The organism is Thermoplasmata archaeon (genome assembly GCA_038851035.1).
GTDB lineage: Archaea > Thermoplasmatota > DTKX01 > VGTL01 > VGTL01 > JAWCLH01.
The window spans coordinates 1-25,030 of the sequence record JAWCLH010000006.1; the positions used below are offsets into that span (position 1 = coordinate 1).

Genomic DNA, 25,030 nt, shown 5'->3' on the forward strand with positions numbered 1-25,030 from the left:
GGATGGTTATTTGGGCTGGTGTGTGGACAAGACCACTACCATTGATCCAAAAAAAAGTTACACATTTAAAGTAATCCCATGGTATAAGAATGACGACCTGCCCGATGATGAAAAAAAGAACGATTGGAATAGAATCAACTACATTCTGAACAAAAAGGACAAATCCAGCTACTCTGCGACCGAAATCCAGAATGCCATCTGGTACTTCACTAACGATACAACTAACTACGGCTCTGATTTGAATACAACGGCCCTTGTGGATGATGCCATATCTTACGGCGCCGACTTCGTCCCCGGTCCGGGCGACTGGATGGCGGTGCTGATTTACATCGAGGGCAAGCAGAGCATAATCATCGAGGTCGACCCGTAGGACCCGGTCGCAGAGCCGGAATCGGCGGGGAGCCCCGCTCCCCCCCTTTCTCTTTTCTTTTGCGCGCCAGCCCGAGCCCTCCCGCCCCCCGCCACCATTAAATACCGCCCCTCCGATTTACGGGCGGGGGAGCGCGATGGCCGCCGAGGGGAGTCTGCCGCTAGTTGCGATCGAGACCGACAGGGGGAGAATCGTGCTGGAGCTCTTCAAGAACGACGCGCCCGGCACGGTCGCGAACTTCGTGAAGCTGGTGAAGAAGGGCTTCTACAACAACCTGACCTTCCACAGGGTGATACCCAACTTCATGATTCAGGGCGGCTGCCCCTTCGGCGACGGCACGGGCGACGCCGGCTACACGATCAAATGCGAGGTCGACCGCAACCCGCGGAAGCACCTGAGGGGCTCGCTCTCGATGGCCCACAGGGGCCGAGACACGGGCTCCTGCCAGTTCTTCATCTGCCACTCCCCGCAGCCCCACCTCGACGGCAAGCACACAGTGTTCGGGCAGGTCGTCGAGGGCATGGACGTCGTGGACAGAATTCAGAAAGGGGACGTGATGAGGAAGGTATACATGCTCAAGGAGTAGGCGGGGGAGGAGAAAGAGAAGGGAAAGAGGAGGGTAATAGCGCGCATTATAATGGCCGCGGGGTAGGGGGGTAGGAGGGGCTTGTTGAAAATGGTCGATAAAAACCGGGGGCGGTGGAGCTGAGCGCGGGCTACCCGTGCCCGTGGTGCGGCACGCAGCTCGTGTGGGTCGCGCAGTACAACCAATGGTACTGCGGCCGGTGCCAGAGGTACCTGCCCTCTTCCCCCCAGCCCGGGCCGACGCTCGGCGACGAGATAGAGCGGTTCTTCGCGTCCATTGACGGCCCTACCACGCGCTGCCCCTGGTGCGGCCGGGGGGCGATGTGGGTCAGCCAGTATGGCAGGTGGTACTGCAACACCTGCCAGAGATGGCTCTAATTATTAGAATAGGTAGAATTATATATACCCACCTCTATCGCCCGAATCCCCACGCCCCGACGGGCGCGGGAGAAGCGGAGCACGAGGCGGGGCGCAAACCCAACGCCTAGGGTTCGTGGATTCCGCCCGTACGGAATCCAGGAGGGCCGGAAGCCCCCGAAGGGGGCTAGCTCCTCCGGAAACACCCCTGCGGCCGCGCCGCCACCCGTTATGGCGGCCGGTCAGGCGTTACGGTTTGCGCTCGACGGAGCTGTGCGTCTAAATCCGCGCGGCGCTGGATTCCGTCGAGAAGCCCGGGATTACACCGGAGCGCCGGGCGCTCCGACCCCGCTGAATGCTTTCGTCGAGCGCGTCGAAGGAGGCTGAGACATGGCCCAGAAGAGCCATCCCAAGCGAGGGTCGAGGGGCTATTGGCCCCGGAAGAGAATACCCGACCTGACCCCGAGGTTCAGCAGCTGGCCCGAGCTCGGGCCCGAGAGTTCCCCGAGGTTGCAGGGCTTCGCCGGCTACAAGGCCGGGATGACCCACGCGATTATAAGGAACACGAACAAGGACAGCGTCACGGCGGACCAAGAGATTCAGACCCCGGTAACGGTTCTCGAGGTTCCGCCGATGCGCGTCGCGGCGGTCAGGTTCTACAGCGGGGGCCCCTATGGTCTCAGGTGCATGACGGAAATCTGGGCGGACAAGCTCGATAAGAGCCTCGAGCGCCTTCTGACTATCGAGACGAGTGGGCGGGAGGGCCCGCGTGAGGCCCCGGAGGGCGGTGGGGAGAAACACGGTAAGGGCAAAAAGGGCGGCGGAGGTAAGAGCGGAGGTCTCTCGGAGGAGTTGGAGGCGAAGTTCAAAGGTCTCGACATCTCGCGTGTGGAGGAGGTGAGGGTTCTGGTCCACACCCAGCCCGAGCTCGTCACCGGCATCCCCAAGAAAGTCCCGGACCTGATGGAGGTTAGGGTTGGCGGGGGGACGATTCCGCAGAGGGTGGAATATGCCAAATCCCTTCTCGGAAAAGAGGTGCGTGTGAGCGACTTTGCAGAGGAGGGCAAGGTCGTGGACGTCGCCGGGATAACGAAGGGCAAGGGCTTCGCCGGAACCATCAAGAGGTGGCACCCGAAGCTCCTGAGCCACAAGAACAGCAAGCACCGCAGGCTCGTCGGCACCCTCGGACCCCACTTCCCTTCTTATGTCCAGCGGACGGTTCCGCAGGCTGGCCAGCTCGGCCTACACCAGAGGACCGAGTTCAACAAACTGATTCTCAGAATCGGAGAGAAGGGTGATGAGGTCAATCCCGCAGGCGGCTTCCTGAACTATGGGCTCGTGCGCAACAGCTATGTTCTGATTCAGGGCTCCGTGCCGGGGTGCGCCAAGAGGCTGGTCAAGCTGCGCGACGCCATAAGATACATCGGGCCTCCGCCCGGTAAGCCGGAGGTTCTCTACATCTCAAAAGAGTCGAAGCAGGGTTCGTGAGGGGGTTGATGGCGGATGCCTAAGAGAGAGGGTGGAGGGAAGAAGAAGGCCGGGGCCAAGAGCGACCGGGCCGGAACCGGCGGCTCAGGCGCCGAGAAGGCGTCGAGAGCGCCGGAGGTCGGGGTCTACAGCCTCAAGGGTGAGAAGCTCAGAAATGTTGAGCTCCCGGCAATCTTCAGAACCCCCCTGAGGCGGGATCTCATCCGGAGGGATTTCAACGCAATCCGGGCCGGCCGGAGGCAGCCATACGGCCAGAGCCCGCTATCAGGAATGAAGCACAGCGTGGAGTGGTGGGGGAAGGGGAGGGGCGTCTCTAGGGTGACCAGAATCAAGGGACAGTTCAGGGGTGCCCAGTCCCCCGGAACCGTCGGAGGTAGACCGGCCCATCCTCCGAGGGCAGAGAGGGTATGGGCGAAGAAAATCAACCATAAAGAGAGGTTGCTCGCCCGCGCCTCTGCCCTCGGGGCCACATGCAGTAAGGAGCTTGTCTCGGCCCGGGGCCACCGCTTCAGGGAAGGACTTTCCCTTCCCGTCGTCGTGGAGGACGAATTCGAGAAGCTCGAGACGACGAAAGACGTTATTGAGGCTCTGAAGAGCGTCGGGGTCTACGAGGACGTAGAGCGCGCCTGGAGCGGGAAGCACCAGCGCGCCGGGAAGGGCAAGATGCGCGGGAGGAGGTTCAGATCCCCGAAGAGCCTCCTCATTGTGGTCTCTAGAAAAGACGGTGTCGAGAGAGGCGCCCGGAATCTCTCAGGAGTGGATATTGCGACACCCCGACAGCTCAACACGGAGCTGCTCGCGCCCGGCGGAGACCCCGGGAGGCTCTCCCTCTTCACAGAGAGCGCAATTGAGGAGTTGAGGAGGTGGAAGATTGGCTAGGGACCCCTACGAGGTCGTCCTCACCCCCTACGTGACCGAGAAAACGATGGACCTTATGATTCGGGAGCACAGGTTCCGCGGCAGGGGCAAGGAGAGGAAGCCCGCCAGGCTCAACAGCCTGGAGTTCATAGTGCACAGGAGGGCAAATAAGAAGGAGATAAAGCTCGCGGTGGAGAAGCTGTTCGAGGTGAAAGTGGAGAGGGTGAACACGTTCATAAGTAAGGATGGAAAGCATGCGATAGTGAAGCTGCACAGGGACTACTCGGCAGAGGAGCTCGGAACGAGGATAGGAATCTTCTGAGTGGGCCGGGGTCCCAGGAGGCGACAGGGTCAGGAGAAGAGGCGGGGGAGGGAAGGAGATGGGAAAGAGAATAATCGTCCGGAGAAGAGGGAAGGGAGGAATATACTCCTCCCCGGGCCATAGGCACAGGGGCGACGTAAGGCACATACCTGTCCTCAGCTGCACGGGCGTCGTGGAGGAGATTCTCCACGCCCCCGGAAGAACAACTCCTCTGGCGAGGGTGAGCTACGAGGACAGGGGAGCGAGGAAAGAGGCACTCGTCCTCGCTCCAGAGACATTATATGTGGGCCAGAGAATCGCTGTGGGCCCTGACGCCCCCCTCGAGGTCGGAAATACCCTTCCACTGGGCAGGGTTCCCGTGGGAACGCAGGTCCACAATATTGAAGCAAGGCCCGGCGACGGGGGAAAATTCGCGCGCGCGGCCGGCGAGGCGGCGATCGTGGTGAGCCAAGGCGAGCAAACGACCGTCCGGCTTCCCTCGGGGAACTTCAAGACCCTGAGCCCCCTGTGCAGGGCCACCATAGGAATACTTTCCGGTGGCGGGAGGAAGGAGAAGCCTTTTGTCAAGGCTGGAAAGAAATTCGCCGCCCTGCGGCCGACCGCGAAGATATTCCCAAAGGTTAAGGGCGTATCTATGAACCCCGTCGACCATCCGCACGGCGGTGGTGCCCACCCGCACGTCGGCCGACCCAGCACTGTGGCGCGCGGGGCCTGGCCCGGCCAGAAGGTTGGTCGTCTCAGCCCGAAGAGGAGGTCCCGGAAGTGAGGCTCATTGGAATGATGATGGGAGCAACGAAACTGGAGAACGATTTAAAGGGGGAAGCGCAGGATGGCTGAAGATAAGACGGCTGTGTCCGCAAAGGCGAGCCGGAGGAGGGAGAGGAAGAAGGCAGGAAAGCTCCTCGCCCGGAGGAAGAAGGAGTTCACCTACAGGGGCTATACCCTCGCGGAGCTTAAGGCGATGAGCCTGGACGAGCTCGCGCCCCTCCTAACGGCTAGGGCCCGAAGGACACTCAAGCGGGGGTTCAGCGAGGAGGCGCGAAAGTTTTGGGAGGCTGTCCGGAAGGGGAAGAAGGAGGTCATTGAAACCCACTGCCGGGACGTCATCGTCCTTCCGGAGCTCGTTGGCAAAAAAATCGGAATTCACAGAGGCAACGAGTTCAAGATTGTGGAGATTCAGCCGGAGATGATCGGACATTATCTCGGGGAGTTTGCGATGACGCGAAAATTCATAAAGCACGCCGGGCCGGGCGTGGGCGCCACGCGCTCATCCAAGTTCATGCCGCTGAAGTAGAGGGAGGTATGGGATGGCTGGCGGGCGGGAAGGAATGGGGGTGAGGTGATGGCCAAGCACGCGGGGTATACGATTGAGGTCGACGACACGAAGACGGCGAAGTCCATAGGCAAGGAGCTCCCGATATCTCCGAAGCACGCCGTCGAGATATGCAGGGAGATTCGTGGCATGCCTCTGGACAGGGCGAAGGAGTTCCTCGAGGGCGTGATCGCCGGAAGAACACCCGTCCCCTTCCGCAGGTACACCTACCAGGTCTCGCACCAGAGGGGCTGCCGCGGCCCCGGCCGCTTCCCAAAGAAGGCTGCACAGTACATACTCAGGGTTCTCGAGGACGCTGAGAGCAACGCGGAATATAAGGGCTTCGACACGGAGAGCCTCGAAGTTCTTCAGGCGGCCGCCCACAGGGGCCGGACCTGGCACCAGAGGATGCCACGGGCCCATGGCCGCTGGACCCAGAAGGACAGGTTGATGACCAATATCGAGGTCATTCTGCAGAAGAGGGAGGGTTAGGATGGCCGCGGAGAGGAAGCTGGTGGTGGAGAACATCCGCAGGGTGCTTCTCAAGGAGTATATAATGAAAGAAACGGAGAAGGCCGGGTTCGGAGGGCTGGATATCCAGCGAACCCCCATGGGCACCAGAATCACCCTCGTTGCCGAGAGACCCGGAATGATAATCGGCCAGAGGGGAGCCACAATCAAGGATCTGACGGAGGTTGTGGAGAACAAGTTCAAATTCGACAACCCCCAAATCGAGGTCGTGGAGGACCCGAATCCAAGCCTGAATCCGCACATCATGGCCCAGAAGCTCGCATCCGCCATAGAGCGCGGCTGGCACTTCCGCAGGGCGGCGCACTCAACCGTGCGAAGGATAATGGAGGCGGGGGCGAAGGGCTGCCAGGTGGTCATATCCGGAAAGCTCACGGGCGAGAGGCACAGGACCGAGAAGTTCCGCGAGGGGCACATCAAGTATTGCGGCGAGCCTAGGAACCTCTTCATGACCACGGGGTTTGCGGTCGCTAAAAAGAAGCCCGGAGTGATCGGCATCAAGGTCCAGATAATGGTGCCCGATGCAAGGCTTCCCGACGAGGTCAGGGTGTTGAAGCCAAAGGCGGAGGCGCAGGAGGCGTCGATCCAGCCTTCATCAGAGAAGCCAGCAGAAGCGAAGGTGGGGGACACAAAACCAGCGGCGGAGGCAGGGGAAGAGAGGACCACCGGCGCAGGAACGGAAACGGTGGCCGCCGCAGCTGATGGAGAGAAAAAGGTCGAGGTGGAGGGAAGCGCCGCGGCTCAGAGAGATAAGAAGGGCCCAGGGGGTGAGGGGTGATGGTCTCGCCGATGAACATCAGGGCGATTCGAGAGATGAGTTCGGAGGAGAGGAGGAACAAGCTGAAGGAGATGAGGGACGAGCTGATGCACCAGAGGGGTCTGGCGGCGATGGGCGGGGCGCCCCCCAGCCCAGGGAAAATAAGGGCGCTGAGAACAGCAATTGCGAGACTTCTGACTGTCATGAAGGAAAAGGGCGAGAGAGCGAGCTGATGTTTGGGAGGATGTGAGCAAACATGGCTGGAATATGTCCCACGTGTGGTCTGCCGAAGGAGCTGTGTGCCTGCGAGGAGATAGCCCGCGAGCAGCAGGAGATTCGAATCTCCACTGCCAAGCGCCGGTACGGTAAGGTGGTGACGATTGTCGAGGGCATAGACGCCGGAGACATCGACATCGAGGATCTCGCGAGGCAGCTCAAGACCCGCTGCGCTGCGGGCGGGACGGTGAAGGAGGGGAAGATAGAGCTCCAGGGGGACCATAAGAAGAAGGTGGAGCAGGTCCTGCAAGAGCTCGGCTTCCAGATTGCGGTGCAGTAGTGGACGCGCCCCCGGAGGCGCTAGCTCTTAGGACGCCTATGGAGCGCCGGCTGGAAGCGACGGTGAGCCGGGCTCCGAAGGGCGGGCTCGCGTGGACCCAGAGCGGGGAAAGAAACGGAGAGGAATGTGCCGTGGCGATAACGGAGAGCAATCTGGTGAGGCATGAGCTGATCGGGCTCAGGGTGGTGGTCAGGCGGAGCCCTGACCCATCAGTTGAGGGGATGGAGGGAAGAGTGGTCGATGAAACTAGGAACACCCTTGTTATCGACACGGGGGAAAGAGGCAGGAGGAGGGTTGCGAAGGAGGGCAGCGCCTTCCTCTTCACCCTTCCGGACGGCGGAATGGTGGAGGTCGAGGGAAGGAGAATTCGATTTAGACCTGAGGACAGAGTCAAGAGGTGCAGATGAGCTGGTGGTGAAGATGGTAGAGAAAGTAAGGGCAGAGGGTGAGACGGAGAGCAGGCCGGATGCCAAGACGGTGGAGGTGGATAGGAATTCGGGGCAGGCGGCCAGGACAACAGGGGCGGGGGGCGGGGAGAGAACGATGCCCGGCCCGGCACCGAAGGTGGCGAGGCCCCACAGGCCTGCGAAGAAAAAGCCGGTAGCAAAGCCCGGCCGGCCGAAGCCCACGGGAAAGACCGATATTGGAATTAACGTAAAGCCGCCGGCCAGAACCTGCACTGACCGCAACTGCCCCTTCCACGGGAGGCTCCCGGTCAGGGGCCTGATGTTCGAGGGCGTCGTTGTGTCGGATAAGATGGATAGGAGCGCCGTCATCGAGCGCGAGAGGCTGCTCTATGTGCCGAAGTACGAGAGGTACATGAAACGAACGAGCCGGATGTCCGTTCACAATCCACCCTGCATCTCGGCTAAGGTCGGCGACCAAGTGGTTGTGATGGAGTGCCGACCGCTGAGTAAAACGATATCATTCACGATCGTGAGCAAGAAGGGGGTATGAGGGATGAGGGCCGTACCGGCTAAAGTGACCCGCGGGCTGCCAAAAGGAGCGCGCCTCGACTGCGCCGACAACACCGGAGCCAAGGTGGTCGAGGTGATTGACGTCCCGGGTTACCACGGCGTTCGCAGGAGATCGCCGGCGGCTGGAGTGGGGGACATGCTCGTCGTCGCTGTCAAAAAGGGCACGCCTGAGATGAGAAAGCAGGTTCTGAGGGCGGTCGTTATTAGGCAGAAGAGGCCCTACCGCAGACCCGACGGGACGATGATAGCCTTCGAGGACAACGCGGCCATCATCGTCACCGAGAACGGCGAGGTTAAGGGGTCTGATATAAAAGGCCCCGTGGCGCGCGAGGCTGCAGAGAGATGGGCGATGATAGCGGCGAAGGCCGCAATGATAGTGTGAGGTGGGTTCATGAAGACGACAAGCATTCAGCCGAGGAAGCAACACCTGGCGGCGGTCAGGAGAAATCATATCAACAGGCTCAGAGCGATGTCAGCCCACCTAAGCGATGAGCTCCTGAAGGAGTACAGCCTCAGGTCCATCACGGTCAGGAAGGGCGACACCGTGAAAGTAGTCAGGGGGAGCTACAAGGACCACGTCGGGAAGGTTGTCAAAGTGTTCCCCCAGAGGGGCTTCATCACGATCGAGGGCGCCACAAGAACCAAGATAGACAACAAAACAGTCCCCCTCATGTTCCGACCGTCCAAGGTTGTTATCACGAAGCTGGACCTCTCAGACCCCTGGAGGCGGGAGAAGCTCCAGAGGTTCAAGGTGGCGGAGGGAATTTTAGGGAGGGAGACTGGTGAGGTGGAGAAGAAGAAGGTGAAAGAAGAGAGGGAGAGGGGGGCGGAGAAAGAGGAGGTCGGGGAAGCTAATAAAAGAAAAATGGGGAAAGAAAAGGAGAAGGTGGAGGAGAAAGAGAAAAAGGATGAGGGAGGGAAGAAAGGGTCCAAGGGAGAAATGGAGGGTGGAGGAGAGGTCAAAGAGAGGGGCGTGAAAGGCGGGGTGGAGAAGGGGACGGAGGAGGCGGAGAGGGAGGGAGATGGAGGAGAGTCGGAGATTGAAAAAGTGGAGGGGAATAAGAGGGAGGTGGCCTGATGGGCAAGCATCTGAAGAGGCTAGCCGCGCCCGTGACGTGGAAGGTGCCGCGCAAGACCGCGCACTGGATAACCAAGCCCTCTCCGGGGCCCCACCCATTGAGCGAGTCACTGCCGCTAACCCTCATATTGAGGGACATCCTCCATCACTGCGACACTGGCCAGGAGGCGAAGCAGATCATAGGTGGCCGGAACATAATGGTGGACGGGAGGGTCGTCACGGACCCGAAGTTCCCCGTGGGCCTCATGGACGTCATCTCAATTCCTAAGACCGGGGAGCATTTCCGTGTCTTGAAGGACAGGAGGGGCAGGCTCGTCCTCACCAGGATTGATCCGGAGGAGTCGCGTTGGAAGCTGGTCAGGATAGAGAACAAGGTAATCGTGAGGGGCGGGAGAATCCAGCTCAACCTTCACGACGGGCGGAACATTCTGGTTGACTCAAGCGACCACAGGACGGGTGATGTGCTGAAAATCGAGCTCCCAGGCCAGAAGATAATCTCGGTGATAAAACAGTCGGTGGGGAGCTTGGCCCTGCTCACCGGTGGAAGTCACGTCGGAGAAATAGCGACAATATCGGGGTTCGAAGAGAAGAAGAACCCCATGCCCAACGTGGTGAAGTTCAAAGAGGGCTTCAGCACAATCAAGCCCTATGTGTTTGTGATCGGAGTGACCGTTCCTGAGATAAAAGTACCCCAGCCGGAGGTGACAGGATGAGTGGAGAGGGGAGGGAAGACGCTGCTTTAGTGGCCGGAAGGGAGGAGGGGAGCAGATCGGGAGGTGGGGGAGCGACTAATGCGCCCGTCGCCACACGCAACTCGGAAGTGGCGCAGGAGGCCACCCGGACCAGCAATCCGATGAGGGAACCCAGAATAGAGAAGGTGGTCGTTAATATCGGTGTGGGTGAGGCAGGCGAGAAACTCGTGAAGGCGGAGAAGGTCCTGATGATGGTCACGGGGCAGAAGGCGGTGAGGACAATATCCAGGACCACGAACAAGGACCTCGGCATACGGAGGGGCATGCCCCTTGGCTGCAAGGTGACAATTCGGGGGAAGGCCGCAGAGAATTTCCTGAAGACCGCACTCTGGGTAAAGGACAACAAAATCGCATCCTATTCCTTCGACCCGCAGGGCAACTTTTCATTTGGAATCTCAGATTACACAGATTTTCCGGGCCAAAAGTACAACCCGGACATAGGAATCTTCGGCATGGATATATCGGTCGTTATGTGCAGGGCGGGCAGGAGGGTGGCTCTCAGGGCGAGGGGGAGGAGCACCATACCCGCGAGCCATCGACTCACCAGGCAAGAGGTCATGGAGTTTCTGAAGAAAAAGTATGGTGTGGAGGTGGTGGAGTAAATGGAGCGGAGAAAGGTCTTCGGCCGCAAGGTCGGATGCCACCGATGTGGAAGGAAGAGGGGCATCGTGAGGAGGTATGGAATGCACATCTGTAGGCAATGCTTCCGCGAGATAGCCCCCGAGATTGGATTCAAAAAGTACAAGTGAGGGATGACAATGCAGCACGACCCGCTATCTGACGCCATGTCGATTATCAAGAATGCCGAGAGGGCAGGTAAGAGGGAGTGCTACATCAAGCCCTCGTCCAAGCTCATCGGCAGGGTACTGAGGGTGATGATGGAGAGCGGATATATCAAGGAGTTCGAAGCGATTCCCGACGGCAGAGGTGGCAAGTTCAGGGTGCGCCTAACAGGGAACATAAATGACTGCGGCGTGGTCAGGCCGCGATACTCCGTAAGGAAGCAGGAATTCGAGAAATGGGAGAGCCGGTTCCTTCCGGCGCAGGACTTCGGCGTGCTGATCGTAACCACCACCAAGGGAGTGATGTCTCACTTCAAGGCCAAGGAGCTCGGGACGGGAGGGAAGCTCCTGGCCTATGTCTATTGAGGGGATGGAGATGGTCAGAATTCCGGTTGTGCAGGAGAAGATTCCTGTCCCCCCAGCGGTGAAAGCCGAGTTAAAGGATAGTGTGCTCACCGTCAGGGGCTCGAAAGGGGTCGTGTCGAAAAAATTCTTCCACCCAAGGCTCAGGATGAGCCTCTCTTCGGGAGAAGTCACGGTGGAGGCTAGGAACGCCTCGCGCAGAGAGAAGGCGCTGGTCGGGACCTGGGCCGCCCACGTGCACAACATGATTCGAGGGGTGGAGAAACCCTTCATCTACACCATGAAAGCGGTCTATGCACATTTCCCTATAAAGTTGACAGTAAAAGATGGAGAGGTCGTCATCGAGAACTTCCTCGGTGAGAGACACCCGCGCCGGGCGAAGATAATCGGAGACACAAAAGTCACTATAAAGGGGCAGGAGCTCGTCCTGGAAGGGCCCTCCATAGAGGATGTGGGGCAAACTGCCGCCAATATAGAACAGGCGACTTATATTAAAAATAGAGACCCTAGGGTCTTCCAGGATGGAATATATATTACCAGCAAGGGAGAGGATTAAGATGGCGGAGTCCCGGGAGAAGGGTGAAGAAAAAATTGCCGGTGAGGGGAGGACAGGGGAGAGGAAAAAGAAAAAGAGGGTGTCGGAGGAGAGGGGAGCCGGCAAAGAAGCCGGCAAAGAGAGTGAAAGGAGAGCCGTGAAGGAGGGGGAGGGAAGGGAAGAGGTGGAGGACGCCATGGAAAGGGAGAGGAAAGAGGGAGGTAAGAGGGCCGTGGCTCCAGCTGCCAGCGAGAGGGGAGAGAGCGGGGAGAGGGAGGAAAAAAAGGGCGTGGCCGCAGCGGAGGAGGCCAAAGGCAAGGCGGAGGAGACAGTGAAAGAGGAGGGTGAGGAGGAGAGGCTGAAAATAGAGGAGAAAGCTGAGGGCGGGGCGGGGAGGCCAGGGAGAGGGGAAAAGGAGGCGGAGGTGGGGTCTGAGGAGGTGGAGATAGAGGAAGAAGAGGGGGAGGAAAAGGAGAAGGAAGGCGAGGGGAAGGAGAAGAGGCCAGAGGAGAAGAGGGTCCATCAGGCGAAGCAAAAACCCAAGATAGATGAGAGGGTCCGGCGGCTGCTCGAGCTACGTGCACGGCTTAAGCGGAGGAAGCCGAGGTTCATCAGGCAGGAGGCCTATAACTACGCGCGACTGGGCGAGAAGTGGCGCAGGCCGCGAGGCACCCACTCCAAGATGAGGCACCACATGGGCTATCGAATAAATGTGGTATCGATAGGATACGGGGGACCGGCGGGCTCACGAGGCCTACACCCCTCTGGTTTTCGAGAGGTGCTTGTCCATAACCCACGCGAGCTGGACCGCGTCGTTCCAGAGACAGAAGCGGTCCGGATCGCGCACTCGGTGGGAAAGAACAAGAGGATGATGATAATGCGCAGGGCCAGTAGGATGGGTATCCGCGTACTCAACCCGCCGAAGATGAGGTGAGTGAACATGGACCTTTTTAATCAGAAGAGAATCGCGGCCGATATTTTAAAGTGCGGTCTGGGCAGGGTCAGGCTTGACCCCACCAGACTCGAAGACATATCAGAGGCTGTGACGAGGGAGGACATCCGCAGGCTCATTGCCTCGGGGGCTATCAAAGCCCGGAAGAAGCTCGGGACAAGCCGGGTTCGCGCGAGGTACCGGGCCGCCCAGAGAAAGAAGGGCCGGAGGCGTGGCCACGGCCACAGAAAGGGCGGAGCGAACGCCCGCTACCCAAGGAAACAGAGGTGGATCGACAGGATAAGACCCATTCGCCGGAGACTCCGAGAGCTACGGGACAAAGGATTCATAGACAGCTCATCCTACCGAACACTCTACCGACAGGCCAAGGGTGGTATGTTCCATAACCGCGCCCATCTTGAGACACAGCTCAGACTCAGGGGCCTCCTGAAGACGGAGTTACCAGTCTCTAAAAAGCACGAGACGCGCAGGAGGCGGAGGAGGGAGGCGGCTCGGAGCGTGATTCTGCCTAGCAAGCTGGAGAAGGTGAACAAAAAGGAGAAAGCAAAAAGAGTGGAGGAGGGCCCCGGGAAGATGCCCGAGCCAGCCGGCGCCCCGGAGGTCTCACCCGCGGATGAAGGGTCCGAGAAAGGCAAGGAGGCCTGAGAATGGCTCACGACTGCAGGCACAGGGTTCCGTATCGGAGGAGGCGTGAGGGGAAGACGGACTACCGAAAGCGGCTGGCGCTGCTCAAGTCCGGTCTGAGAAGGCTCGTAGTGCGCAAGAGCCTCAACCACACAGTAGTCCAGCTCGTGGAGTATGACCCCGGAGGCGATTGGATTCTCGCGTCCGCGACAACAGCCCAGCTCAGAAAGCTCGGCTGGACGGGCGGCACGGGTAACGTTCCCGCGGCCTACCTCGCCGGCCTTCTGGCGGGCAGGAGAGCGTTCAAGATGGATATAAAAGAGGCCGTGCTCGACATAGGCCTCGGATCGCCCTCAAAAGGCTCGCGGGTGTTCGCCTCCCTCAAAGGGGTTCTCGACGCGGGCGTGCAGGTGCCCCACTCCAAGGAGGTCCTGCCCTCTGAAGAGAGAATTCGGGGCGAGCATCTTAAAAAGCCCGAACTAGTCAGTGAGTTCGAGGCTGTGAAGCAGAGGATAATGGCCAGCTGAGGGGGGAACGGAGATGGAGACGAGAAGGGTGGAGAGGAGGAAGGAGCCCGTCACCGACTGGAAGCCCAAGACCAAGCTGGGCAGGCTGGTCAAGGAGGGGAAAATAACCTCGATGTCTGAGGCGTTAGCCAGCGGCCTTCCGCTCAGGGAGCCAGAGATAGTTGACATCCTACTCCCGAACCTCGAAGACGAGGTGCTGGCGGTGAACATGGTCCAGAGGATGACCGACTCAGGCCGCAGAATCAAGTTCGCCATAACCACTGTTGTCGGAAACTGCGACGGCTATATAGGGCTCGGTCATGTCAAAGGAAAGGAGGTTGGTCAGGCGATACGCAAGTCCATTGATGAGGCAAAGCTCAACATAATAGAAATCAAAAGGGGGTGCGGTTCGTGGCAGTGCGGCTGCATGAAGCCCCACACGCTCCCCTTCGTGGTCAGGGGGAAGAGCGGGAGCGTGGAGGTGTGCTTCATGCCTGCGCCGAGGGGCGTCGGCCTCGCCGTGGGTAGTGTCGCAAAGCACATCTTAAGACTCGCTGGCGTAAAGGATGCCTGGTCGCTAACCGACGGAAAGACCAGGACCACGGTCAATCTAGCGAGAGCGGCCTTCGACGCGCTTAAGAGCACTGCCAGAACAAAGGTGAGCCCGGAGCAGGCCCAGCGCTTAAAAATTCTCTCGGGACCCAGCGGCGTGGTGGGGGTGACCCCGGTTGAGGAGGGTGGCGCGGTAGGCGAGGAGATGGAGCCCGGAGAGCTGGACGCTCCGGAGAGCGAAGGCGAGGCGGGAGGTGAGGGCAGATGACCTTTGCGGTGGTCAGGGTGCGCGGGGGCGTCAGGACCAGGACTGACGTCAGAGACACCCTGAGGATGCTACACCTGACGAGGCAAAACCACCTCTCTTTTGTTCCCGAAGACAGCACGCATAGGGGAATGCTGCAGAAGGTAAAGGACTTCGTGACTTGGGGCGAGATAGACGAAGAGACAGCGTTCCGGGTTCTGGAGGCGAGGGGCAGGCTCGAAGGCAACAGACCCCTTACAGAGGACTATCTCAAAGCTAACACCAGCTATGCCTCCCTCCGGGAGCTCGCGGCCGCAATAGCCTCCTCGAAGGCCTCACTATCTGGGCTGAAGGGGGTGAAGCCCGTGATAAGACTTCACCCTCCCCTCGGCGGCTACGAGAACACGAAAAAAGCCTTCAGGCAGGGCGGCTCGCTGGGCTACAGGGGCTCGGCGATTTGCTCATTGATTCTCCGTATGCTCGGGCCGTCTGGGAGGCCCGGTGTCGAGAGTCGGGGCGGGACAGAGGTGACCAACTCAAAAGAGCGAAGGAAGGGGGCAGGGTAATATGCCCAGCAGAACGAGAAGATTCAGGGGGAGCCGGACGCACGGGAGGGGCCACAAGGCGGGCAGGGGGAAGGGGAAGAGGGGCGGCACGGGCAACGCTGGCCTCCACAAGCACCGCTTTAAGGAAATGCTGAAATACTGCCCTGACCACTTCGGCCGCCATGGCTTCAAGAGGCCTCCTGAGCTGCAGGAGAGGGTAAGGACGATAAACATCGGAGAGGTCGAGAAGAGGCTGGGGAGTTTCCTTCTCTCCAGCGCTGCGAAGGATTTAGGGGGGAGAATTCAGGTTGACTTGGGGCACCTTGGCTACGACAAGCTTCTCGGCGGCGGGAGAGCTACCTTGCCACTGACAATCACCGTCCCGATGGCTTCCGCGCGTGCGGTTGAAAAGGTCAGGGCGGCGGGGGGGGCCGTGGTTGCCGAGGAGGTGACGGGCGAGGAGACACCAACCAAGACAGCGGCCCACAATCCAGCGGAGACGGGAGAGCCCGCAGGAAGGGCGGAGGCCACGAATACACCCCAGAGCGTTCAAAACCTCAGGAGCGACAAGAGTCCAAAGATGTGAGTGAACAGAAAGGCGAGAGGTCGGACTGATGCCTGAAGAAGAGGGCGAAAAGAAAAAGAGCCTCCTGTTCAAGCTCAAGCCCATACTTGACAGAATGCCCGCGGTGAGCAAGCCTGACGGCCACGTCAAGTTCGGCACGAAGCTCTGGTGGACCTTCGGAATATTAGTCCTGTACTTCATCATGACCAATGTGATGCTCTATGGTCTGGACCGGGAGAAGGTGGTCGACGTCTTCGCGGGCTTCAGGGCAATAATGGCCGGCGCCAGTGGCTCACTGATGCACTTGGGCATCGGGCCCATTGTGACGGGCTCCATCATCATGCAGCTCTTCACTGGAGCCAAGATAATCGGCCTAGACCTAACGAAGCCTGAGGACAAGGCGATATACCAGGGTACGCAGAAGCTTCTCGTCATCATCATGATATTTGTAGAGGCGGTACCACAGACCTACGGTCTCCTGACCCCGTCCGCGAGCTTTGAGAGCAGCCTCGACAGGATATGGCCGGGTCAGGGGGTGGGGCTGGCGCGCTTCATCATCGTGATGCAGCTTTTCGTCGGCTCCTACCTCGTCTTCCTGATGGACGAGGTGGTCTCGAAGTGGGGCATTGGCAGCGGGGTCTCCCTCTTCATCGCCGCCGGCGTGGCGGAGCAGATATTCATAGGGTCCGTGAACTGGGCCCCGGTGAGCAGCCATCTTCCGATGAGCCTGACCAACCCCCCTGCGGGGACCATTCCCAAAACCATCTACCTCGCGACCCACATGAGCTCCTCGGACATGACGAGAGGGGGCTACGAGATAATATTCATCCAGAACCCCAACCCGATGATAGCGTTCATAGGGACGGTGTTCATATTCCTCATCACCGCCTATGCGGAGTCCTCCAGTATAGAGCTCCCTCTGGCCCACGGAAAGGTCAGGGGCGCCCGCGGGCGCTACCCGATTCGGCTGATATACGCCTCCAATATCCCCGTGATTCTGATGTCGGCGCTGCTCGCCAACATCAACATGTTTGCGCTCCTGTTCTGGCAGCACCCAACGCTGAGCAAAGTCCCGGTCCTAGGCCATCAGTGGTGGTTGGGGGCCTACACCGACCCAGACAGCCCAACAGTGCCCCAGATGGGCCTCGCCTACTATACATATCAAATCAACGGCGTCTCGGACTGGCTTCTGCCATTGATGAACCCCACGGCCTACTCGGCCTACATGAAGGGGCACAACATCTATCAGGTGTTCGCGCACGTCGTCGTATATCTCTCGATTATGATAGTCGGCTCGATCATGTTCGCCAAGTTCTGGATCGATACCACCGGGATGGGCCCGGAGGACGTCGCGAAGCAGATCGAGCGAAGCGGGATGCAGATACCCGGCTTCCGCAGGGAGCCGCGTGTGCTGAAGAGGGTTCTCGAGAGGTACATACCCGTCGTCACGGTGATATCCGGCGCGGCCGTCGGGGCGCTGGCCGCGTTCGCGGACATGATCGGAACGGTGGGCAACGCCTCCGGGACCGGGGTGCTGCTGATGGTCGGCATCTTGATTCGCATGTACGAGGAAATCGGGAAACAGAAGGCGATGGAGATGCACCCGATGCTGCGCCAGTTCTTCGGGAAGGACTAGCGCATGTCCCCCTCCCACCGCAACCCGCGCCCTCAAAATTATCTACTCCCTCCCCAATTTGCCGGTGGTAAGCAGCATGCGGGGTGCATCAAATAGCGCGCCGGTACCGAGCGCCCCGGGCGGGGGAGGCTCTACAGTCCTCCTGATGATGGTGATGTTCATGATTCTCATCGTAATCATGGACCCCACGATTCGCACCGGGCTCGGGGCTGCGGTCGGCGGGGCTTTCACGCCGCTACTCGGGTTCGGGGGCGGATACCCGATCTGGACCCTCTTCGCCGCCTCCCTCGTGCTCGTGATCTTCACTACCGTCGTCAGGCACTTCTTCACCGACTGGGTGGCGATGGGGAGGCAGAGGCACGTCCAGAAGTGGGTCTCGAGCCAGTACCGGGAGATTCGGCTACACGGGAATGTTACAAAAATGAAGAAGCTCAACGAGCTCCAGGCCGGGATGATGAGGGACAGCACGGAGGCCATGGCGAGCCAGATGAAAACTACGATAGTAACAATCGTCGTCGCGATAGCGATATTCCTGTGGCTCGGGGTGTTCATGTACTCTGGAACCACAACCAAGGTCATCTCAGTCCCGTGGGCGGGCGCCGTCGACTACCTGAAACCGGGCCCCTTCTTCCACGTCATGCCGACCTGGATACTCTTCTATATGCTGCTCTCGGTCCCCCTCGGGCAGGTGCTCGGCGCCGCCCTGAAGGTCTGGAGCTTCCGGAGAAAACTTGATGCCACCCAACGCGCTTCCGGAGGGAAGAGCGGGACGAGGGAGGTGGGCAGGTGACGATTATTACTATTGGCGGACTCCCCGGGAGCGGAAAGAGCACCGTCGCCAGAATGCTCGCCGAGAGGCTCAAGATGGAGTACTTCAATGCCGGGGATCTGTTCCGCAGCCTGGCGAGCAAGAAGGGCCTGACGCTGGAGGAGTTCGGGATCTTTGCGGAGAAGAACCCCTCCGTCGACCAGGCGATAGACAAGAAGGTGGTCGAGCTCGCCAAGAAGGACAACATAATCATCGAGGGCCGCCTTGCGGGAATAATGTGCGAGAGGAACGGCATCAAAGCGACCAAGGTATGGCTTGAGGCTCCCCTCAAAATCAGGGCGCAGAGGGTGGCTGAGAGGGAGGGCAAGAGCTTCGACACCGCCCTGGCGGAGATTCAGGTCAGGGAGAAGACAGAGTGGGATCGCTATTATAAAATTTATAATATAGATTTGAACGACCTCACAATATATAATTATGTAATCGACACCGCGCCCCTCGGTCCCCAAGAAGTCGTCGAGGCGATAATGCGCGGCCTGAAGGAGTGAGGCCCGCCTGGAGTTCAGATGGCAGAAACGCAGGACCCTTCTTTCATTCAGAGGAAGAGGCTAGTCAGAGTTGATTACGAGAGCGACCCCTCATTCGGCGTTGCTCCACTTCAGCGAGATTTGAACTCCATGCTCGAGATGGGGGTGGTGGTGCTCGACAAACCTGCCGGGCCCACGAGCCATCAGGTCGCGGCGTGGACGAGGGACCTTCTGGGCATAGAGAGGGCGGGACACGGCGGGACCCTCGACCCCGGAGTCACGGGAGTGCTTCCGGTGACGCTGGGACGCGCGACCAAGGCCGTCGGGGCTCTGCTCTACGCCAGCAAGGAATACATCTGCTACATGAAACTCCACAGGGACGTCAGGGAGGAGAAGGTCAGGGCTGTTCTCTCGGAATTCGAGGACGAAATCTTTCAGGTCCCCCCGGTTCGCTCTGCGGTTAAGCGCCAGCAGCGCTCGAGGAGAATCTACTCGCTCAAAGTGCTCGAGCTAGACGGCCGGGACGTGCTCTTCAGGGTCTCCTGCCAGGCCGGAACATACATAAGGACACTCTGCCAGGACGTCGGTGAGGTGCTCGGCGTTGGCGCCCACATGCAGGAGCTGCGAAGGGTCCGTACGGCGCGGTTCACTGAAGATACAGCCGTGACGCTTCACGACTTGAAGGATGCCTTCGTGTTCTGGAAAGAGGGCAGCGAGAAAGAGCTGCGCCGGATTCTCCTTCCGATGGAGAGCCTTCTCCAGCACCTCCCCGCAGTGGTGGTCAGGGACGGCGCCGTCGACGCTCTGTGCCATGGCGCGCGGCTCGCTGTTCCGGGGATTGTGGCCCTCGACAGTGGGATTCAGAAGGGCGACAAGGTAGTGGTGCTGACGGCGAAGGGGGAGGGTATAGCCTTGGGGAGGGCGGAGATGACTTCGGAGGCCATGCTCGAGCTCAATCAGGGAATCGCCGTGACCACCGAGAGGGTTTTTATGCCCCCCGGGACCTATCCGAAGGGCTGGAGGAGCTCCGGGGCAGCCTAGTGTCACCCTACCCGCGCCGCGCTCCGAGCCATTGATTGACCATCATGCTCGAGAGCATATCGAAGGCCTTCTCGACGTTCAAGCCGGTCTTGGCGCTCGTCGGGACGACCGGAATTCTCTTCTCCTTCGCTAGCTCGTAGACCTCAGTAAGGTCAACGGAGGCGGGGTCCACGAGGTCCACCTTGTTTAGGAGAAACAGGACCGGTGCCTCACCGGCGTGCTTCCCCACCAGGGAGAGCGAGCGCTTCATGCTCTCGAGCGTGGCCGGGCGGGTAAGGTCGCCCACCGAGAGCACACCCTCCATTCCCCTCAGGTACATCTCGTGGAACTGGTGGTATTCCCTCTGGCCTGCCACGTCCCATATCATCAGAGTCAGATTGACGCGCAGATTCTGCTGGGGCAGCTCGACGGTCCTGACTTTCTTCGTCACCTTCGCCCCGATAGTTGAGAGGTAGGAGTCGTCGAATTGGTCGAGAACGAAGCGCCGGATGAGACTCGTCTTGCCGACCGCCGGGTCTCCTATGAGGCAGACCTTCTTCACGAGCTCGCGGGTTATGGGCAAGGCCTCGCACCCCTCAGCTGTAGGGCATTATATCGTCTATGAGGTCCGCGTGGGATATTATCATTCTCCGGCAGCAGTAGCGCGTGACCCCGAGAGAATCGAGGACGTCCTTCGGCTTCTCCCCGAGCTCGAGCCTCTTTCGATAGGCCTCATAAAGCGACCCTATCACTTTTCCGCAGGTGAAGCACCGAATCGGTATTATCATATAGACCAGCTACCTGTAGGACTTCTGCCTTTTCTTTCTCGCGCCTCGCCCGAGCTGGTGCTTGGGCTCCTTTCGGCGCACGTCGCTGACCATGATGCTCCTATCGTATGCCCTGAAGGTCTCGTCGAGGCTTTTGTCCTTTAGGAAATCGACCAGGCCTCGCGCGATCGCGGTTCTGGCGGCGGAGGCTTGCCCCATCACACCGCCACCCCTGACCTTCACGTCGATGTCAACCCCCTTAGCGGCCTCGCCAGCGAGATGGAGGGGCTCTTGAATTCTCAGTCGCGCCAGTTCCGGGGTGAAAAGCTCTAGTGGAATTCGGTTTATCCTCACGCGGCCGCTCCCCATCCTCACTGTCGCCCTCGCAAGCGCGGTCTTCCGGCGCCCGACGCCAACGACGACATGAGGCCTCACCGACAACTCACTCACCTCCGAAGTGCGCCCCGAGTAGTTTCGATATCTCCCCCAGCGTGATGTATTTGGGGCTCGTCAGCGGCTTGACTCCGACCTTCTCGGCCCTGACCTTCTCCAGCTCTGGGGGGACACCGATGTACACGCTGAGCCTCTTGTAAGCGCTCCTGCCCTTGTGCCTGTCGAAGGGGAGCATTCCCCTGACGGTCCGCCTCAGAATTCTGTCCGGCATGCGCGGGTAGTAGGGACCCTTTCGGGTGCTCCCGACTCTTCGCATCATTCTGTAGTGCCCGAGCACGTCCCTCCTAGAGCCGGTGACGATCGCTTTCTCTGCGTTGACCACCGTGATTTGCTCTCCTTTGAGCAGCCTCTTGGCCACCACGCTCGCCAGCCTGCCCAGAACCGCCCCCTCGGCGTCTATTAGAGCCACATCGTCACCCCAGAATGACCACCCTGCTCCCGCGCGGGTTCGACTCGGCGAGCTCGGTTAGGGCCATCGCCGCGCCTCCCGAGGCCGCCAGCTTCTCCCGGGCGCTCTTCGTGAAACGGAAGGCCGCGAGCCTAAGGCCCTTCCGGGCCGTCCCGTCTCCTAGCACCTTTCCCGGGACAACACCGACCTCGTCCTCCTTGACGCAGGCGCTGGCGTGGTCGAGATTGACCTCGGCCCAATTCCTCAATGGACCCTCGAGCCTGCGCGCCACCGCCCGCCATACCGGGGCGTTGTTCTCTCTGGACACCCTCCTCAACTCCTCGATCGTCTTCAGGAGCTCGGTGTTGGTTTTTCCCTTGCGGTTGCTCCGGCCCATTTCTTCCATCGCCTCCACAGCGAAATCCCGCCTCACCTTTCTCGGTGGAATTTCCTTAAAGCGCTTACTGTTTAAAAGGGTTTCCATCACCCGGATGCGGACGCACGCTCGGTAGCCCTATGCTACTCCTCCTCGCCCTCCCAGTTTGTCCTTTCGGGGCTCCATGAGCCGCTGCGCCGAGATCTCATTCTCTCCCGGTGGATTCCGGCCTTCACGCCTTCGCCACCCACCCAGTCTCCTCCCACCTCCCCTCCTCCTCCAGCTCCGAAACCGGCTCTCACTCCCGCCCCGGCCATATTTCCTCCCCCCCTCCTCCCTTATCTCCTCCCACCCCATGCCCGCCTTTGAAACCCCTGCACACGACATATACCTCCGAGCTGCTCTTTCTCGACGCTGGCGGGTGGTGGGCGCGGCAGCTCCTGAAGTCACGCTCGAGCTTCTTTAGAAACTCTCTGAACATGTCCCCCTCGAAGACCTTGGCGACGAAGCCGCCACCGCGCCTGAGGCATTGGCGAGCGAAGGAGAGAGCGGCCTCGCAGAGCTCGATGGAGCGCGCGTGGTCAATCGAGTAATTGCCCGATATGTGGGGACTCATGTCCGAGATGACGACATCGGCCAGCCTCGTCCCTAGAGCCTCCATCACCCTTTCGCGGGTGGAGGGGCTGCGGAGGTCTCCACGGACGAAAAACACTCCTTCTAGTGGGGCCATCCGGGCCCTGTCCACCGCCACAACTAGCCCCAGCGGACCGGCGAGGCTCGCAGCCACCTGGGACCAGCCGCCGGGGGACGCCCCAAGGTCGACAACTACATCGCCGGGACGGATGACCCCGAAGCGCTCCTGGAGCTGGAGGAGCTTATAGGCGGCTCGTGACCGGTAGCGCTCGCGCTTAGCCATCCTGTAGTAGGGGTCCTTTTTGCGGGCGAGGTACCAGCGTAGGGACATGCTCCTGTCAGAAATCGCTCCGGCCCATGTTAAGTCTATCTATTGCTCGAATTGCCCCACCAAACCCTTTTATCCCCCTGCCCTATTATTGGCCAGCCGCCGCTATAGCTCAGCCGGTAGAGCGGCTGCCTTGTAAGCAGCAGGTCGGGGGTCCGAATCCCTCTAGCGGCTCTTTGGAGCGGGCGCGGGCCCGTGGCCGCCATATGGAAAGACGGGATATGGAGCGCACGAGGAGGGAGGGAATTGGGAGCGGGGAAAAGGGAGTGGCGAGGGTGAGCGAGGGCGCCCCGGTCTCAAAGGGGGGTCCTGGGTGATCGAGGTCCTGAGAATCGGCCACAGGCCCGAGAGGGACAGACGCGTCACGACTCACGTCTGCCTCGTCGCGCGGGCTTTCGGAGCCAATGGCGTGCTCATATCTAGGCCCGACCCCTCTATCGAGGTGGGGATAAGAAAGGTCGTGGCGAAGTTCGGCGGAGACTTCTATGTGAAGCCCTGCGTCGACTGGAGGGGATATATCAGGAATTTCGAAGGCACAAAGGTCCACCTGACGATGTACGGCGAGCCGCTGGAGCCCCTAGTCCACGGCCTCCCGAAGGAGGCCCCCACGCTCGTCATCGTCGGCGCTTCCAAAGTTCCGCCCTCGGTCTACGAGATGGCTGACTTCAACATTTCCGTCACGAACCAGCCCCACTCGGAGGTGGCAGCGCTCGCGCTGTTCCTCGACCGATGGTTCGGGTGCAGGGAGCTGAAGAGGGACTTCGGCGGGCCCCTTAAAATCATTCCGTGTAAAAGGGGTAAGAAGGTCATTGACCTGAGAGGGGAAGAGGAGGGGTGAGCCGGCCGGCGCACATGGCGGCGGTTGGAGGGAAGTGCTGTCCCAAGAGGGCGGGGAAATGGAGGTGGGGAGAGAGACCTGAAGGAGAGGCCGGTTGTTCGGGATGGGCGGAAGGGGAAAGAGAAGGGCAGAAATCATTGTGAGAAAAGGGGATGGCTGAGAAAGATGAGGCGATGGTGTGGGGAGGAAGGGGGAGGGAGAGGCCCGGGGCGGGAGAATGACGGTGGGCGGGAGGGGGGAGGCACGCCGGCAGGGATTTCCGCGAGGAGCCGCTGGCCCACCGAAGAGGAGTGCCTGGATGCTCTGAAGAGAGCCGGGTGCACAGGAGAGGTCTTGGCGCACTGCAGGATGACGCAGAGAATCGCCCTGGCCATCGCACGAAGAATTCGCGAGCGAGGTGGGGGAGTGGACTTGGGGCTGGTCTCGGCCGGCGCGCTCCTGCACGACATTGGTCGCGCGAGGACGCATGGCATCAGGCACGGGGTAGAGGGAGCGGAGATTGCGAGGGCAATAGGCCTTCCCGGAGAGCTTGTGCGCATTATCGAGCGCCACCTCGGCGCAGGAATCGAACGAGATGAGGCCGCAAGGCTCGGGCTGCCTCCGAGGGACTATATTCCGGAGACTCTGGAGGAGAAGATAGTCGCCCACGCCGACAATCTGGCCGGGGAGGAGGGCAAGGTCCCTCTGCTCAAGGTTTTGGAGGAGCTGGGACGCAGGGGCCTCGAGAGAATGATTCCGCGGATGGAGGCCCTGCACAGGGAGCTCAGCGCGCTCTGCGGGGCCGATATTGACGAGTTGCGAGTGTGACCACCCATCTCCCTCCGTCGCGCCCGCTCCGGAACGTCTCTCACCCGGGGGTGCACGCCTCGCATCCTCAACCATTAACCCCGACTGGAGCACGACCTTTTCGCCGCCTCCTCACGCTTGTAAGCCCTGACGTAGTCCACAGTTGACCTACCGCTCCCGTCATCCGCCAGAATCGAGTGAGCCCGGACGAACCAGCCGAGTTCCGATGGGTTGAGAATCGCGGCGTCGAGTCCGTCATTCATCAGTGTGACGAGCAGCACCGCCCGTATCTCCGTTGGCCGGGGCATCCCGTGGGTGGCGTTCGATATCCCCACGATCGTCTTTATTTCAGGGAATCGGCTCTTGAGCTCGCGATGCCTCTCGACAAGCCTTCTCGCATTTGACGCGTCCAGCGAGACGGGCATCACCGCAGGGTCTAAGTATAGATTCCCGAGGGGGAAGCCGGCTCTCCTCGCCGCCTCCACGACCTCCTCCGCTGTTACGTCATGCAGCATCCCGACGACCTTCACTCCCCTCTCCCTCGCCAACTCGAAAAGCTCCAGCCTTCCCCCCGCGACGCTGTTCAGGAAGCCCACAGCGGGCATCTCCAGCCCCCTGCGCAGGATCTCAGGGTCGGGGCTGTCCAGGCACAGCGGGACACCCGCTCGCCCCGCCGCCTCCAGCATCCACCTCATGTCCTCCCAGCTCTGGGCGTGGACGTCGAGAGCGGCAGCTCCCGCGTCGACCTGCTCCCGGGCCATGGCGATTATCGCGCCCTCGTCCCTATTCTCGAGTGCTTGCCTGACCCTTCTCGAGGCAAAGACGTTGAGACGCTCACCGATCATCAGGAACGCCATCCCGGCAACCTCCCCCACAACCTCCTGACTTCATATCCTCCCCAGTT

General features: G+C 60.3%; 41 protein-coding genes and 1 tRNA gene. 34 read left to right on the forward strand and 8 right to left on the reverse strand.

The window, feature by feature from the left end; all coding sequences use genetic code 11:
• The 31 genes from QW379_02905 to QW379_03055 all read left to right on the forward strand — a co-directional run.
• A partial coding sequence (locus QW379_02905; GenBank protein ID MEM2869355.1) for a hypothetical protein occupies nucleotides 1-370 on the forward strand: 370 nt, incomplete at its 5' end.
• A 136-nt stretch (nucleotides 371-506) separates the two neighbouring features.
• The gene (locus QW379_02910; GenBank protein ID MEM2869356.1) at nucleotides 507-956 is read left to right on the forward strand and encodes a peptidylprolyl isomerase; all 450 of its coding nucleotides are present in this window, start codon (nucleotides 507-509) and stop codon (nucleotides 954-956) included.
• A 113-nt stretch (nucleotides 957-1,069) separates the two neighbouring features.
• Nucleotides 1,070-1,333: a hypothetical protein gene (locus tag QW379_02915; GenBank protein MEM2869357.1), complete on the forward strand. Its 264-nt coding sequence runs from the start codon at nucleotides 1,070-1,072 to the stop codon at nucleotides 1,331-1,333.
• A gap of 369 nt (nucleotides 1,334-1,702) precedes the next feature.
• Nucleotides 1,703-2,800, forward strand: coding sequence for a 50S ribosomal protein L3 (locus QW379_02920; GenBank protein ID MEM2869358.1), 1,098 nt, complete (start codon nucleotides 1,703-1,705; stop codon nucleotides 2,798-2,800).
• A 15-nt stretch (nucleotides 2,801-2,815) separates the two neighbouring features.
• Nucleotides 2,816-3,679, forward strand: a complete 864-nt coding sequence (gene rpl4p / locus QW379_02925) for a 50S ribosomal protein L4 (GenBank protein MEM2869359.1) — start codon at nucleotides 2,816-2,818, stop codon at nucleotides 3,677-3,679.
• Nucleotides 3,672-3,980: a 50S ribosomal protein L23 gene (locus tag QW379_02930; GenBank protein ID MEM2869360.1), complete on the forward strand. Its 309-nt coding sequence runs from the start codon at nucleotides 3,672-3,674 to the stop codon at nucleotides 3,978-3,980. The genes rpl4p and QW379_02930 overlap by 8 nt, the downstream gene beginning before the upstream one ends.
• A gap of 58 nt (nucleotides 3,981-4,038) precedes the next feature.
• Nucleotides 4,039-4,746: a 50S ribosomal protein L2 gene (locus QW379_02935; protein ID MEM2869361.1), complete on the forward strand. Its 708-nt coding sequence runs from the start codon at nucleotides 4,039-4,041 to the stop codon at nucleotides 4,744-4,746.
• A gap of 63 nt (nucleotides 4,747-4,809) precedes the next feature.
• The gene (locus QW379_02940) at nucleotides 4,810-5,274 is read left to right on the forward strand and encodes a 30S ribosomal protein S19 (GenBank protein MEM2869362.1); all 465 of its coding nucleotides are present in this window, start codon (nucleotides 4,810-4,812) and stop codon (nucleotides 5,272-5,274) included.
• A gap of 48 nt (nucleotides 5,275-5,322) precedes the next feature.
• The gene (locus QW379_02945) at nucleotides 5,323-5,784 is read left to right on the forward strand and encodes a 50S ribosomal protein L22 (GenBank protein MEM2869363.1); all 462 of its coding nucleotides are present in this window, start codon (nucleotides 5,323-5,325) and stop codon (nucleotides 5,782-5,784) included.
• A 1-nt stretch (nucleotide 5,785) separates the two neighbouring features.
• On the forward strand, nucleotides 5,786-6,598 hold the full coding sequence (locus QW379_02950) for a 30S ribosomal protein S3 (GenBank protein MEM2869364.1): 813 nt from the start codon (nucleotides 5,786-5,788) through the stop codon (nucleotides 6,596-6,598).
• Nucleotides 6,598-6,810, forward strand: coding sequence for a 50S ribosomal protein L29 (rpmC, locus tag QW379_02955; protein ID MEM2869365.1), 213 nt, complete (start codon nucleotides 6,598-6,600; stop codon nucleotides 6,808-6,810). The genes QW379_02950 and rpmC overlap by 1 nt, the downstream gene beginning before the upstream one ends.
• Before the next feature lie 23 nt (nucleotides 6,811-6,833).
• A complete protein-coding gene (yciH, locus tag QW379_02960) occupies nucleotides 6,834-7,133 on the forward strand; it encodes a stress response translation initiation inhibitor YciH (GenBank protein ID MEM2869366.1) in 300 nt (99 codons plus the stop codon).
• Complete coding sequence (locus QW379_02965) at nucleotides 7,133-7,540, forward strand: ribonuclease P protein subunit (protein MEM2869367.1); 408 nt, start codon at nucleotides 7,133-7,135, stop codon at nucleotides 7,538-7,540. Before yciH ends, QW379_02965 begins: the two co-directional genes overlap by 1 nt.
• Before the next feature lie 235 nt (nucleotides 7,541-7,775).
• The gene (locus QW379_02970; GenBank protein MEM2869368.1) at nucleotides 7,776-8,090 is read left to right on the forward strand and encodes a 30S ribosomal protein S17; all 315 of its coding nucleotides are present in this window, start codon (nucleotides 7,776-7,778) and stop codon (nucleotides 8,088-8,090) included.
• Between the two features lie 3 nt (nucleotides 8,091-8,093).
• Nucleotides 8,094-8,492, forward strand: a complete 399-nt coding sequence (locus tag QW379_02975; protein ID MEM2869369.1) for a 50S ribosomal protein L14 — start codon at nucleotides 8,094-8,096, stop codon at nucleotides 8,490-8,492.
• A 9-nt stretch (nucleotides 8,493-8,501) separates the two neighbouring features.
• Entirely contained in the window at nucleotides 8,502-9,188 is a 687-nt protein-coding gene (gene rplX, locus QW379_02980; GenBank protein ID MEM2869370.1) for a 50S ribosomal protein L24, read from the forward strand.
• The gene (locus QW379_02985; protein MEM2869371.1) at nucleotides 9,188-9,901 is read left to right on the forward strand and encodes a 30S ribosomal protein S4e; all 714 of its coding nucleotides are present in this window, start codon (nucleotides 9,188-9,190) and stop codon (nucleotides 9,899-9,901) included. Before rplX ends, QW379_02985 begins: the two co-directional genes overlap by 1 nt.
• Nucleotides 9,898-10,542 (forward strand): 50S ribosomal protein L5, encoded by a 645-nt coding sequence (locus QW379_02990; protein MEM2869372.1) that lies wholly within the window; start codon nucleotides 9,898-9,900, stop codon nucleotides 10,540-10,542. The genes QW379_02985 and QW379_02990 overlap by 4 nt, the downstream gene beginning before the upstream one ends.
• Nucleotides 10,543-10,689 carry a 30S ribosomal protein S14 gene (locus tag QW379_02995; GenBank protein ID MEM2869373.1) on the forward strand — a complete coding sequence of 49 codons (147 nt, stop codon included), beginning with the start codon at nucleotides 10,543-10,545 and terminating at the stop codon, nucleotides 10,687-10,689.
• Between the two features lie 9 nt (nucleotides 10,690-10,698).
• Nucleotides 10,699-11,088, forward strand: coding sequence for a 30S ribosomal protein S8 (locus QW379_03000; GenBank protein ID MEM2869374.1), 390 nt, complete (start codon nucleotides 10,699-10,701; stop codon nucleotides 11,086-11,088).
• A complete protein-coding gene (locus QW379_03005) occupies nucleotides 11,078-11,641 on the forward strand; it encodes a 50S ribosomal protein L6 (GenBank protein MEM2869375.1) in 564 nt (187 codons plus the stop codon). Before QW379_03000 ends, QW379_03005 begins: the two co-directional genes overlap by 11 nt.
• Nucleotide 11,642: 1 nt before the next feature.
• Nucleotides 11,643-12,554, forward strand: a complete 912-nt coding sequence (locus QW379_03010) for a 50S ribosomal protein L32e (protein MEM2869376.1) — start codon at nucleotides 11,643-11,645, stop codon at nucleotides 12,552-12,554.
• Nucleotides 12,555-12,560: 6 nt separating this feature from the next.
• Nucleotides 12,561-13,217, forward strand: a complete 657-nt coding sequence (locus QW379_03015; protein ID MEM2869377.1) for a 50S ribosomal protein L19e — start codon at nucleotides 12,561-12,563, stop codon at nucleotides 13,215-13,217.
• Between the two features lie 2 nt (nucleotides 13,218-13,219).
• A complete protein-coding gene (locus QW379_03020; GenBank protein ID MEM2869378.1) occupies nucleotides 13,220-13,723 on the forward strand; it encodes a 50S ribosomal protein L18 in 504 nt (167 codons plus the stop codon).
• 13 nt (nucleotides 13,724-13,736) lie between these two features.
• Complete coding sequence (locus QW379_03025) at nucleotides 13,737-14,522, forward strand: 30S ribosomal protein S5 (GenBank protein MEM2869379.1); 786 nt, start codon at nucleotides 13,737-13,739, stop codon at nucleotides 14,520-14,522.
• Nucleotides 14,519-15,064, forward strand: a complete 546-nt coding sequence (locus QW379_03030; GenBank protein ID MEM2869380.1) for a 50S ribosomal protein L30 — start codon at nucleotides 14,519-14,521, stop codon at nucleotides 15,062-15,064. The genes QW379_03025 and QW379_03030 overlap by 4 nt, the downstream gene beginning before the upstream one ends.
• A gap of 1 nt (nucleotide 15,065) precedes the next feature.
• Nucleotides 15,066-15,629, forward strand: a complete 564-nt coding sequence (locus QW379_03035; GenBank protein ID MEM2869381.1) for an uL15 family ribosomal protein — start codon at nucleotides 15,066-15,068, stop codon at nucleotides 15,627-15,629.
• A gap of 28 nt (nucleotides 15,630-15,657) precedes the next feature.
• Nucleotides 15,658-17,244, forward strand: coding sequence for a preprotein translocase subunit SecY (secY, locus tag QW379_03040; protein ID MEM2869382.1), 1,587 nt, complete (start codon nucleotides 15,658-15,660; stop codon nucleotides 17,242-17,244).
• 64 nt (nucleotides 17,245-17,308) lie between these two features.
• Nucleotides 17,309-18,034, forward strand: coding sequence for an EMC3/TMCO1 family protein (locus QW379_03045; GenBank protein MEM2869383.1), 726 nt, complete (start codon nucleotides 17,309-17,311; stop codon nucleotides 18,032-18,034).
• Complete coding sequence (locus QW379_03050; GenBank protein MEM2869384.1) at nucleotides 18,031-18,558, forward strand: AAA family ATPase; 528 nt, start codon at nucleotides 18,031-18,033, stop codon at nucleotides 18,556-18,558. Before QW379_03045 ends, QW379_03050 begins: the two co-directional genes overlap by 4 nt.
• A gap of 18 nt (nucleotides 18,559-18,576) precedes the next feature.
• Entirely contained in the window at nucleotides 18,577-19,578 is a 1,002-nt protein-coding gene (locus tag QW379_03055; GenBank protein MEM2869385.1) for an RNA-guided pseudouridylation complex pseudouridine synthase subunit Cbf5, read from the forward strand.
• A gap of 7 nt (nucleotides 19,579-19,585) precedes the next feature.
• Here QW379_03055 and QW379_03060 read toward each other — a convergent pair whose 3' ends face one another.
• From QW379_03060 to QW379_03090, 7 genes are all read right to left on the reverse strand, one after another.
• Complete coding sequence (locus QW379_03060) at nucleotides 19,586-20,140, reverse strand: Rab family GTPase (protein ID MEM2869386.1); 555 nt, start codon at nucleotides 20,138-20,140, stop codon at nucleotides 19,586-19,588.
• Nucleotides 20,141-20,153: 13 nt separating this feature from the next.
• A complete protein-coding gene (locus QW379_03065; protein ID MEM2869387.1) occupies nucleotides 20,154-20,345 on the reverse strand; it encodes a DNA-directed RNA polymerase subunit N in 192 nt (63 codons plus the stop codon).
• 9 nt (nucleotides 20,346-20,354) lie between these two features.
• Nucleotides 20,355-20,765 carry a 30S ribosomal protein S9 gene (locus tag QW379_03070; GenBank protein ID MEM2869388.1) on the reverse strand — a complete coding sequence of 137 codons (411 nt, stop codon included), beginning with the start codon at nucleotides 20,763-20,765 and terminating at the stop codon, nucleotides 20,355-20,357.
• Between the two features lies 1 nt (nucleotide 20,766).
• Entirely contained in the window at nucleotides 20,767-21,186 is a 420-nt protein-coding gene (locus QW379_03075; GenBank protein MEM2869389.1) for a 50S ribosomal protein L13, read from the reverse strand.
• A gap of 4 nt (nucleotides 21,187-21,190) precedes the next feature.
• The gene (locus QW379_03080) at nucleotides 21,191-21,598 is read right to left on the reverse strand and encodes a 50S ribosomal protein L18e (GenBank protein MEM2869390.1); all 408 of its coding nucleotides are present in this window, start codon (nucleotides 21,596-21,598) and stop codon (nucleotides 21,191-21,193) included.
• Nucleotides 21,599-21,684: 86 nt separating this feature from the next.
• Entirely contained in the window at nucleotides 21,685-21,858 is a 174-nt protein-coding gene (locus QW379_03085) for a hypothetical protein (GenBank protein ID MEM2869391.1), read from the reverse strand.
• A complete protein-coding gene (locus QW379_03090; GenBank protein ID MEM2869392.1) occupies nucleotides 21,840-22,505 on the reverse strand; it encodes an RlmE family RNA methyltransferase in 666 nt (221 codons plus the stop codon). Before QW379_03090 ends, QW379_03085 begins: the two co-directional genes overlap by 19 nt.
• 98 nt (nucleotides 22,506-22,603) lie before the next feature.
• Here QW379_03090 and QW379_03095 point away from each other — a divergent pair.
• The 3 genes from QW379_03095 to QW379_03105 all read left to right on the forward strand — a co-directional run bounded on the left by QW379_03095 (nucleotide 22,604) and on the right by QW379_03105 (nucleotide 24,147).
• Nucleotides 22,604-22,676 (forward strand) — tRNA-Thr (locus QW379_03095).
• 139 nt (nucleotides 22,677-22,815) lie between these two features.
• Entirely contained in the window at nucleotides 22,816-23,340 is a 525-nt protein-coding gene (locus QW379_03100) for a tRNA (cytidine(56)-2'-O)-methyltransferase (GenBank protein MEM2869393.1), read from the forward strand.
• A 165-nt stretch (nucleotides 23,341-23,505) separates the two neighbouring features.
• Nucleotides 23,506-24,147, forward strand: a complete 642-nt coding sequence (locus tag QW379_03105) for a TIGR00295 family protein (GenBank protein MEM2869394.1) — start codon at nucleotides 23,506-23,508, stop codon at nucleotides 24,145-24,147.
• Nucleotides 24,148-24,221: 74 nt separating this feature from the next.
• Here the strand turns inward: QW379_03105 and QW379_03110 are convergent, their stop codons facing one another.
• The gene (locus tag QW379_03110; protein ID MEM2869395.1) at nucleotides 24,222-25,001 is read right to left on the reverse strand and encodes a dihydropteroate synthase; all 780 of its coding nucleotides are present in this window, start codon (nucleotides 24,999-25,001) and stop codon (nucleotides 24,222-24,224) included.
• Nucleotides 25,002-25,030 lie beyond the last annotated feature (29 nt).

Excerpts from the sequence above, each read along its gene's own strand:
- QW379_02910 (MEM2869356.1), top strand. The coding sequence starts at position 507 with ATGGCCGCCGAGGGGAGTCTGCCGCTAGTTGCGATCGAGACCGACAGG.
- QW379_02920 (MEM2869358.1), top strand. The coding sequence starts at position 1,703 with ATGGCCCAGAAGAGCCATCCCAAGCGAGGGTCGAGGGGCTATTGGCCC.
- rpl4p (MEM2869359.1), top strand. The coding sequence starts at position 2,816 with ATGCCTAAGAGAGAGGGTGGAGGGAAGAAGAAGGCCGGGGCCAAGAGC.
- QW379_02935 (MEM2869361.1), top strand. The coding sequence starts at position 4,039 with ATGGGAAAGAGAATAATCGTCCGGAGAAGAGGGAAGGGAGGAATATAC.
- QW379_02940 (MEM2869362.1), top strand. The coding sequence starts at position 4,810 with ATGGCTGAAGATAAGACGGCTGTGTCCGCAAAGGCGAGCCGGAGGAGG.
- QW379_02945 (MEM2869363.1), top strand. The coding sequence starts at position 5,323 with ATGGCCAAGCACGCGGGGTATACGATTGAGGTCGACGACACGAAGACG.
- QW379_02950 (MEM2869364.1), top strand. The coding sequence starts at position 5,786 with ATGGCCGCGGAGAGGAAGCTGGTGGTGGAGAACATCCGCAGGGTGCTT.
- rpmC (MEM2869365.1), top strand. The coding sequence starts at position 6,598 with ATGGTCTCGCCGATGAACATCAGGGCGATTCGAGAGATGAGTTCGGAG.
- yciH (MEM2869366.1), top strand. The coding sequence starts at position 6,834 with ATGGCTGGAATATGTCCCACGTGTGGTCTGCCGAAGGAGCTGTGTGCC.
- QW379_02975 (MEM2869369.1), top strand. The coding sequence starts at position 8,094 with ATGAGGGCCGTACCGGCTAAAGTGACCCGCGGGCTGCCAAAAGGAGCG.
- rplX (MEM2869370.1), top strand. The coding sequence starts at position 8,502 with ATGAAGACGACAAGCATTCAGCCGAGGAAGCAACACCTGGCGGCGGTC.
- QW379_02985 (MEM2869371.1), top strand. The coding sequence starts at position 9,188 with ATGGGCAAGCATCTGAAGAGGCTAGCCGCGCCCGTGACGTGGAAGGTG.
- QW379_02990 (MEM2869372.1), top strand. The coding sequence starts at position 9,898 with ATGAGTGGAGAGGGGAGGGAAGACGCTGCTTTAGTGGCCGGAAGGGAG.
- QW379_02995 (MEM2869373.1), top strand. The coding sequence starts at position 10,543 with ATGGAGCGGAGAAAGGTCTTCGGCCGCAAGGTCGGATGCCACCGATGT.
- QW379_03000 (MEM2869374.1), top strand. The coding sequence starts at position 10,699 with ATGCAGCACGACCCGCTATCTGACGCCATGTCGATTATCAAGAATGCC.
- QW379_03005 (MEM2869375.1), top strand. The coding sequence starts at position 11,078 with ATGTCTATTGAGGGGATGGAGATGGTCAGAATTCCGGTTGTGCAGGAG.
- QW379_03010 (MEM2869376.1), top strand. The coding sequence starts at position 11,643 with ATGGCGGAGTCCCGGGAGAAGGGTGAAGAAAAAATTGCCGGTGAGGGG.
- QW379_03015 (MEM2869377.1), top strand. The coding sequence starts at position 12,561 with ATGGACCTTTTTAATCAGAAGAGAATCGCGGCCGATATTTTAAAGTGC.
- QW379_03020 (MEM2869378.1), top strand. The coding sequence starts at position 13,220 with ATGGCTCACGACTGCAGGCACAGGGTTCCGTATCGGAGGAGGCGTGAG.
- QW379_03025 (MEM2869379.1), top strand. The coding sequence starts at position 13,737 with ATGGAGACGAGAAGGGTGGAGAGGAGGAAGGAGCCCGTCACCGACTGG.
- QW379_03030 (MEM2869380.1), top strand. The coding sequence starts at position 14,519 with ATGACCTTTGCGGTGGTCAGGGTGCGCGGGGGCGTCAGGACCAGGACT.
- QW379_03035 (MEM2869381.1), top strand. The coding sequence starts at position 15,066 with ATGCCCAGCAGAACGAGAAGATTCAGGGGGAGCCGGACGCACGGGAGG.
- secY (MEM2869382.1), top strand. The coding sequence starts at position 15,658 with ATGCCTGAAGAAGAGGGCGAAAAGAAAAAGAGCCTCCTGTTCAAGCTC.
- QW379_03055 (MEM2869385.1), top strand. The coding sequence starts at position 18,577 with ATGGCAGAAACGCAGGACCCTTCTTTCATTCAGAGGAAGAGGCTAGTC.
- QW379_03065 (MEM2869387.1), bottom strand. The coding sequence starts at position 20,345 with ATGATAATACCGATTCGGTGCTTCACCTGCGGAAAAGTGATAGGGTCG.
- QW379_03085 (MEM2869391.1), bottom strand. The coding sequence starts at position 21,858 with ATGGCCGGGGCGGGAGTGAGAGCCGGTTTCGGAGCTGGAGGAGGAGGG.
- QW379_03090 (MEM2869392.1), bottom strand. The coding sequence starts at position 22,505 with ATGTCCCTACGCTGGTACCTCGCCCGCAAAAAGGACCCCTACTACAGG.
- QW379_03105 (MEM2869394.1), top strand. The coding sequence starts at position 23,506 with ATGAGGCGATGGTGTGGGGAGGAAGGGGGAGGGAGAGGCCCGGGGCGG.